Source organism: Tyzzerella sp. An114 (assembly GCF_002161055.1).
Classification (GTDB): domain Bacteria; phylum Bacillota; class Clostridia; order Lachnospirales; family Anaerotignaceae; genus Fimicola; species Fimicola cottocaccae.
In genome coordinates, this window is sequence record NZ_NFLT01000038.1 from 1 (window position 1) to 8,334 (window position 8,334).

The window sequence follows — 8,334 nt, forward strand, 5'->3', positions numbered from 1 at the left end:
GGGTTACTGTGGTAAAAGTACAATTTCCTATTCTCTGGCAAGATATATTGCAGAAAAAGGTAAAAATGTATTGTATTTTAATATGGAGAAAATTGGTTTAGAAAAAAACTTTATAAACTATAAAGACGAAGGCATAACTATGTCCGATTTATTTCTTGTATATAAAGAGGAAAATATAGCTATTTCAGATAATAATGATAGATTATTTTTCCAAATAAAAAAATCAATTTTGAAAGATGATGAATCAGGTATATATTATATTTTACCTCCTAAAAGCGGTCTTGAATTTGAAGAAATGCAGATTGAAGAAATAATGAATTTTTTCAATAAAATACAAGACACAGGAATGTTTGATTATATATTAATTGATATGGATATTGAATTTACAACTAAAAACTTAAATATTATGCAAGGTGCATGGAAAGTATTTACAATTTTTGAACCATCATATAGAGGGTATATAAAATATAATCAGTTTTTAAAAGAAATGAGAATGAGAATAGAACATAATATTGTCATGAAAAAAATGATACCTATTATAAATTGTTTATCTGATAATTTATATTTAGAAAATATGATGGGTTCCTTTGAAAATAAAGAAATAATAATACCTTATATAAATAAGATTAAAGGTTATTATGAGTTTAAAAATTCATATGTAATTTTTAATAGTTATATTATAGATATTTTTAATGTTATTAATGAGGAGAGGTTATAATGACAGACTTTTCTGAAGTTATAAGTCAATTGAAAGATATAATAAATCAAAATAAAGATATGAATGAAATATTTGAAGATGATGATATTATGAATCTTATAAGAAGTGCAGTTTCAGAATATTCTTCACAAAGATATCTTTCTATAAGTGAAAAAGCTTTTTTAATAGAAACACTTTTTGACTCTATGAGAGGTTTGGGAGTTTTAGAACCTTTAATTAAAAATCCTGAAATTACTGAAATAATGGTAAATGGTCCTAATGATATATTTATAGAGCGAAAAGGTAGAGTTTATAAAAGTGATTATAAGTTTCCTAATAATGAAGAACTTGAAAGAATTATACAAAATATAGTTTCAAGTGTAAATAGAACTGTTAATGAGTCATCGCCAATTGTTGATGCTAGATTAAAAGATGGTTCTCGTGTAAATGTTGTTTTACCTCCAATAGCTTTAGACGGTGCAACGGTAACAATAAGAAAATTTCCGGAAAAACCAATAACAATTGATGATTTATTAAGATTTGGTTCTATAACAAAGGAAGCTGCTGAATTTTTAGAAAAACTTGTATGTGCTAAGTATAACATATTTATAAGTGGTGGAACAGGTTCTGGAAAAACAACTTTTTTAAATGCACTTTCCAATTATATACCAAAAGATGAACGTGTAATAACAATAGAAGACTCGGCAGAACTTCAAATAAAAGGAATAGAAAATCTAGTAAGGCTCGAAACAAGAAATGCTAATGTCGAAGGGAAAGGCGAAATAACAATGAGAGACCTTATAAAATCATCTTTAAGAATGAGACCTGAACGTATAGTTGTTGGAGAAGTAAGAGGTGGGGAGGCTCTTGATATGTTGCAAGCTATGAATACAGGTCATGATGGTTCTCTGTCAACAGGACATTCAAATTCAACAAGAGATATGCTTTCTAGATTAGAAACAATGGTTTTAACGGGAGCACAACTTCCTCTTGATGCTATTCGCCAACAAATTGCTTCTGCTATTGATATAATAATCCAATTGTCAAGACTTAGAGATAAGTCAAGAAAGGTCGTTGAAATATGCGAAATGATTGGATATAAAGATGGAGAATTTATATTAAACCCATTATATATTTTTGAAGAGGAAAAAGAGGTAAAACAAAAAGTAATAGGTAAACTTATAAAGAAAAATGAACTTATCAATAAAGATAAACTTCAGAGAGCTGGTATAAAACTTTGAGGATAAGGAGAGGGTATCTTTGAATATTTTAAAAAAGAATAAGCTTAGAAAACAAGAAATTCTTAAAAATGCTTATGATATAAATGGTAAACCGGATTATAACTATTATATTATGAATAAAAGTGAGTTAAATTTTTATCGTTTTTTGGGAATACTATTATTTTTTTTAATAGGTTATACATTTTATAAAAGTATAATAATATCTTTAATTTTTTCTATATTTGGACTTCTTTTTCCAGAATATATGTATACCAAAAAGATATATAAAAGAAAAAAAGCACTTAATTTACAATTTAAAGATATGTTATATTCTATATCTTCAAGCCTTATGGCTGGAAAATCTGTGGAAACTGCTTTTCTCAATTGTAAAGAGGAACTTTTTCTTTTATATCCTGATGAAAATACAGATATTATAAGAGAAATAGGATACATAACAAATGGTTTAAAATTAGGTGAAACAATAGAATCTCTGTTAGATAATTTAGCAAAAAGAAGTCATGATGAAGATATAGAAAATTTTGCAGATGTATTTATAAGTTGTAAGAGAACAGGTGGTATATCTTCGGAGATAATAAAAATAACAACAGATGTTATAACCGAAAAAATAGAAATAAAACGTGATATAGAATCAAGTCTCAGTGAAAAAAAGTTTGAACAAAAAGCTATGAATGGTCTTATGTTACTTGTAATATTAGGTCTTTCATATATGTCAGGAGATTATATGGACGTTATGTTTACAACAATATTAGGTCGTTTTTATATGACAATAGCTTTAATTATATTTATTGTCAGTTATATTGTTGGTGAAAAGATAATGAATATAGAGGTGTAGAAATATGAATATTGTTATAACGCTGATATCTGTTGTGATTTTTATAATATCTTTAATATTTACTATTTTTATAAATAATAAATCAAAAGGACTTTATGATGAATATGTTGAAAGTCTTGACGAAAATGAACATAAATTAAAAAAATTTATACCTATTGGAATTTATATAAACGAAAATTATTCTTTAATCGATAAATTACCTAAATTTTTAAAATTATGGTTTGGAAGATATATGTATGAAATTAAAGGAAAATTTACAGAACTTAAAGGTTTTAAATATTCTGAATATTATTCATTTATATACAAAGCTGAAAAGACTGCAACATCTCTTATTGTAATAATATTTTGTAGTTTTATAGGGTTTATCACTGTAATTCAAAAAGATTATGGTTCATCAATTATATTTTCTTTAGGTGGAATAATATTATCAATTGCTTTTTGGTTTTTAATGGATAGTAAACTTAATGAAAATATAGAAAATAGGCATAGAATGTTAAAATTAGAGTTTCCGGAGTTTGCAAATAAACTTGCTCTTCTAGTAAATGCTGGAATGACGGTAAATAAAGCATGGGAAAAAATAGCTTCGGAAAGTGAAAAACAAACACCTTTGTATATTGAGATAAAACAGACATATGTAGATATGCAAGATGGAATGGATATGGCAACAGCAATAGAAGCATTTGGAAAAAGGTGTAGGGTAAAAGAAATAATTAAATTTAGTATGGTTCTTGTTACTAATTTAAAAAAAGGCGGTTCAGAACTTGTAAGAATATTAATGATACAATCAGCTGAATGTTGGGAAATGAGAAAAAATGCAGCAAAAGAAATAGGTGCACAGGCAGGAGTAAAAATGATGATACCGCTTATTCTTATATTGATTGTAATACTTATTGTTGTTGGTATGCCTGCAATGATGATGATGAATATTTGAGAGGTGATAATTATTTTTAGAGAATTTATATATGATGAACAAGGAATACATACTCTTGAAGTTGCCATTGTCACAGCAATATTAATATCATTAGCAATTGTATTTAGAGAAACAGTGCTAACATATTGTAAAAGTATTGCAGAAAAAATTATAGGACAATAAAATCAAACGGCTTTTAAATTGCCGATTATTATAAATAATATTAATTAAATTTAAAGGAGGAAATGTTATGAATTTTATTAAAAGTTTTATTATGGAGGAAGATGGTATAGCTACAATAGAGATTGCTATAATACTTGCCATAGGGATAGCTCTTGCAGTTGTTTTTAAAGATAAAATAGAAGGTTTATGGGACCAGATAAGCGGAACTTTTGATAGTGATGTTACTCCAGATTTTTAAAATAAATAACAATTAAAAAAGGCGGTTATATACCGCCTTTATTCCAAAAAAAGAGGTGAGCTGTTTGAATAATTTTATAAAAAATAAAAAAGGTATATATACCATTGAAACGGCTTTAGTTTTTCTTGTTTCTTTTACTGTTGTTTTGATGCTTATAGCTGTGTCTCAAATTTTGTATGAGCAAGTTAGAATAAATGCTATTGCACAAGATGCAGCAGAGAGAGGGGCTCTTGTTTATACTGTTGAAAGCAAAGATATGTATACTGGTAGAATAGGAGAAGGCAATTTTGACAATGAAAATGTATATTGGCGGCTTTTTGATGTAGGAACAGAACAGAACGAACGAAAAGAAAAAATAAAAAAATATATAAACACAAAACTTAATGCCTATAAATTAAATAAAAATACATATACTGACGACAATATAAATATAAAATTTACAAATTATTTTTTATATAAACGTATTTCTGTTGAAATAAAAGTTGAATACAATGTGCCTTTTGGAGGTCTTTTGGCACTTATTATAGATAATCCATATCAACTTAATGCTTATGCTGAAGCATCTGTTTCTGATACAGCGGAAATGATAAGAAATACTGATTTTATAATGGATATTCTTGATAGTAATGAAACTATCTCTAACGCCATTGATAAATATCAAAACAATATAGATAAACTTACTAACATTATAAGTGGAGAATAGAGGTGAAAGTATAGTGAAATTATTTAATTTTATAAATGAAAAAAAAGGCTCTATATCAATTTTTATGGCTATTATACTTTTTTCTATGTTTACACTTAGTAGTGTTTTGGTTGAAGGAAGTCGAATAAGAAATGCTAAAGCTATTGTTCAAAGTGCTTCAGATAGTGCAGCAAAAAGTCTTTTGGCAAATTATGATAAAGAGCTAAAAGATAGATATGGTCTTTTTGTTCTTGATGAAACGAATATTGAAAGTCTAAAGAGTGATTATATGGATTTTTTTATGACAAATCTTTCTTCAGATTTGCCTGAAAATGATAGTATAAATAAATTATTTAAAGATATGAGTATTCAACTTGGATTTGATAAAGAAATAAATAATTCTTTTGATTTATATGGTTTCGAGAATGGTGAAAGTAGTATAAATAAAGTTTATAGTATTATAGAACCTATGGTATTAAGAAAACAAGTTGCGGAATTTTCTAAGTATAGAGCAGCTTTTTCAGTTGGTCAGTTTATAAGTATAGGAAATCAAATTTCCGAAGAAGCTAAGAAAAATCAAGTTGATATGGAAAATATTCAAGATACTTTGGATTCAAGGGAAGATGTTGAAAAGATAATAAGAGATTATAAAGATTTGTCTGATGATATAAAAGAAGCTGTAAATAAATATAATTATGATTGTGTTTCATTTATAAATAGTATTTCTGGAATAAATAATAAACTTAATGAATATAAAACTGAACTGGAAAAACTTAAAGAAATATACGACAATGATAAAAGTAATGATACATCATTAACTGAAAATAATCAAGAACAGATAACATCAGATAATAATAATGAAGTGCAAGAAAATATAGAAAATAATAATGAAAAAGATATTGAGGATTGTAAATATAAAATACAGACAATTTTAGATGTCAATGAACCAAATAGCCTGAGCAATTATTATACTAAAATAGATAACTTTTTAACTATATTATTAGGGCATGCTAGTAATTTTGCTGAACTTATTGAAAAAAGTGAAAAACTTCAAATAAGAATAAATAATGCTATAAGGGAACAAGAAAATATAAAGAACAATATTAAATCTGGTGGAAATAAAGAAACTGAAGAAGGTATTAAAGAAGATGCAGAAAGTGCTATAAAAGAATTAGAAAGTCTTAAATCTAATTCCGAATTTTTGCAAAAGGCAAACTCTAAAGTACTTAATTATATGGCAAATATTGAAGAGTTTAATTCTAACTTAGATATAGCTATTGATATGGGAAGTGATGTAAAAACTCAAAGTGGATATCAGTTTCCTGTAAATTCTCAGGAAACTAAAAATGTAATTGATAAAGTAGATGAATTAAAAGAAAGTGTTAATGATATTAAAGATTATACAATTGATGGCACATATAATGAGTATAAAAATGAAGAACCTAGCGAAGAGGCTGCTAATCTTTTTGATTTATTTAAAAATAATGAAGATAGCTATGTAAAAGGCAATGACGAAAGTGGAAAAGAGCAAGGTGAACTTCCTGAAGATATACCTAGTAAAGTGATTGATAATTATATAACATCTGATAAGTATTTGGAGAAAGATAATGAATATATAAAAAATGAAATAGATAATTATAATACTGCTTCGATGCCTGAGGGAGATGTATCAAAAGGAAATAATAGCGAGAGTATAAAAATAGATGACTTTAATAATGATGATATAGATGGTTCTTTAAATCAGATAAATGGTTTTTTAGATTCTATAATAAACATGGCTAATAGTCAAACAAATGTAGCAATGGCTGACCTATATATAATGGGAATGTTTTCATCACGTTTAACAAATAGTTGCGAATATTGGAATAATGTTATGCAAAATAGAAGCAAGCCTACAAATGTAAATTATTATGATAAACTGAGAGATTTTGAACCTGAAAAAAATCTTAGACTTAAAGACAAGAGCGATTATATTGACAGTTCATATTTTCATTCTGAAATAGAATATATAATAAAAGGTGGAAAAAGTGATAAGTATAATAATAATTCAATTTATGCACAAATATATGCTATAAGATTGGCTAATAATCTTGTTGCAATGTATTCTAATAAAGAAATAAGAAATTTAGCTTTAAAGGCTGCTTCATGTACAGGTACTTTTGCTCCTCTTGTTCAGATTGCTATAATGGTATTTATTGCAGGAATGGAAACATATATTGATATGTATTTCATTGTTAATATGGGATATAAAATTCCTCTTATAAAAACTAATGAAAATCTCAATATAAGTATTAAGAATATAGATAATATTATTAATTCTATAAGCTCTGGTCGAGGTTTTACTCCAAATAATGATTCTAAGGGATTTATGGTTGATTATGAAACATATCTATTCTTTTTTCTTTTATTAACAAATAAAGATGACAAGATTTTGAGAATGGCAGATGTTATAGACCTTAATATGAGACAAAAAGATAGTAGTTATAAATTAGCTGAACATTATACATATATTAGATGTGATACTAATGTATATATGAAACCTCTTTTATTGGGATTTGAGTTTGCACCTGAAAATATAAGAGAAAATGATAAATACAAAATAAGAACTCTTAATTATCAGGGATACTAGGAGGTGTATTATGAATTTTATAAAAAATATAAAAGGCTCGGCTACAATAGAAGCTACTATATCATTGATTACTATTATAACAGCTGTAATAACATTTAGTATGTTTATTAAAGTTGTTTATATTCATGGTATTGTTCAACATGCTATTATTCAAACGGCTAACGAAATGGCTGAATATAGTTATTTTTATTCTTTAACGGGATTAGACGATATAAACTCATCTATTGGAACAGCAACTAATGAAGGTAGAGAAGATGTCAATAATTTTATTGATGATTGTACAAATTTTTATAATGATATTTCAAATGGAAATTTTTTATCAGCATCACTTCCAGGAGAGTTTGATATAAAACAAGTATTAATAGGTTTTATGACTGCATTGACTGGAAATGTATATGGACAAGCTAAAACTACGTTAATAAATAATACTGTTACAATTCCTGTTTTTAACTCTTATCTTCCAGAAAGTAAAGGGGATTTTTTAAAAGATAATCTTGTAATACAAGGTGTAGGGAATAATGGTATTGATTTTAGTCAAAGTAAATATTTTGAGAATACAGACGGATATAATGAAATCGAAATAGTAGCGGTATATAACATAAAATTTGTTACTCCTATACCTTTAATAAAACATCTTACAGTTGTTCAGACTGCAAAAAGTAGAGCTTTTTTCAATTCTGATTGATTAATAAAAAGAAAGGTAAAAAGTTATGAATTGGATAATATTAATTTGTTTTTTAATTTATTTTACATATTATGATATAAAATACAGAATTGTTAGTAATAAAGCCATTATCATATGTCTTTTTGTTGGTATATTTACAACTTTTATAACAGGTAATATTGACATTTGGATTAATAGTATTATAGGAGGAATTGGAGCTTTTTTAATATTTTTTATAGGAGCTATATTGTCAAAAGG

10 protein-coding genes are annotated in these 8,334 nt (G+C 26.3%); all 10 read left to right on the forward strand.

Annotated elements, in window-relative coordinates; genetic code table 11:
- Positions 1 to 718: hypothetical protein (locus tag B5E58_RS13580; RefSeq protein ID WP_158097772.1), on the forward strand; the 718-nt coding region annotated here is incomplete at its 5' end.
- Entirely contained in the window at positions 718 to 1,938 is a 1,221-nt protein-coding gene (locus B5E58_RS12805) for a CpaF family protein (RefSeq protein ID WP_088110039.1), read from the forward strand. The genes B5E58_RS13580 and B5E58_RS12805, both read left to right, overlap by 1 nt.
- A gap of 19 nt (positions 1,939 to 1,957) precedes the next feature.
- Positions 1,958 to 2,770, forward strand: coding sequence for a type II secretion system F family protein (locus B5E58_RS12810; RefSeq protein ID WP_242956677.1), 813 nt, complete (start codon positions 1,958 to 1,960; stop codon positions 2,768 to 2,770).
- A 4-nt stretch (positions 2,771 to 2,774) separates the two neighbouring features.
- Complete coding sequence (locus tag B5E58_RS12815) at positions 2,775 to 3,701, forward strand: type II secretion system F family protein (protein WP_088110040.1); 927 nt, start codon at positions 2,775 to 2,777, stop codon at positions 3,699 to 3,701.
- A gap of 3 nt (positions 3,702 to 3,704) precedes the next feature.
- Complete coding sequence (locus tag B5E58_RS12820; RefSeq protein WP_088110041.1) at positions 3,705 to 3,863, forward strand: Flp1 family type IVb pilin; 159 nt, start codon at positions 3,705 to 3,707, stop codon at positions 3,861 to 3,863.
- A gap of 67 nt (positions 3,864 to 3,930) precedes the next feature.
- Entirely contained in the window at positions 3,931 to 4,101 is a 171-nt protein-coding gene (locus B5E58_RS12825; RefSeq protein WP_088110042.1) for a Flp1 family type IVb pilin, read from the forward strand.
- Between the two features lie 64 nt (positions 4,102 to 4,165).
- Entirely contained in the window at positions 4,166 to 4,804 is a 639-nt protein-coding gene (locus B5E58_RS12830) for a TadE/TadG family type IV pilus assembly protein (RefSeq protein WP_088110043.1), read from the forward strand.
- A gap of 13 nt (positions 4,805 to 4,817) precedes the next feature.
- Positions 4,818 to 7,412, forward strand: a complete 2,595-nt coding sequence (locus B5E58_RS12835; RefSeq protein WP_088110044.1) for a DUF5702 domain-containing protein — start codon at positions 4,818 to 4,820, stop codon at positions 7,410 to 7,412.
- A gap of 10 nt (positions 7,413 to 7,422) precedes the next feature.
- Positions 7,423 to 8,097 carry a hypothetical protein gene (locus tag B5E58_RS12840; RefSeq protein ID WP_088110045.1) on the forward strand — a complete coding sequence of 225 codons (675 nt, stop codon included), beginning with the start codon at positions 7,423 to 7,425 and terminating at the stop codon, positions 8,095 to 8,097.
- Positions 8,098 to 8,122: 25 nt separating this feature from the next.
- A partial coding sequence (locus B5E58_RS12845) for a prepilin peptidase (protein WP_143597276.1) occupies positions 8,123 to 8,334 on the forward strand: 212 nt, incomplete at its 3' end.

Bases quoted from the DNA above. Each gene is read 5' to 3' on its own strand.
- B5E58_RS12805 (WP_088110039.1), top strand. From the start codon at position 718: ATGACAGACTTTTCTGAAGTTATAAGTCAATTGAAAGATATAATAAAT.
- B5E58_RS12815 (WP_088110040.1), top strand. From the start codon at position 2,775: ATGAATATTGTTATAACGCTGATATCTGTTGTGATTTTTATAATATCT.
- B5E58_RS12825 (WP_088110042.1), top strand. From the start codon at position 3,931: ATGAATTTTATTAAAAGTTTTATTATGGAGGAAGATGGTATAGCTACA.
- B5E58_RS12840 (WP_088110045.1), top strand. From the start codon at position 7,423: ATGAATTTTATAAAAAATATAAAAGGCTCGGCTACAATAGAAGCTACT.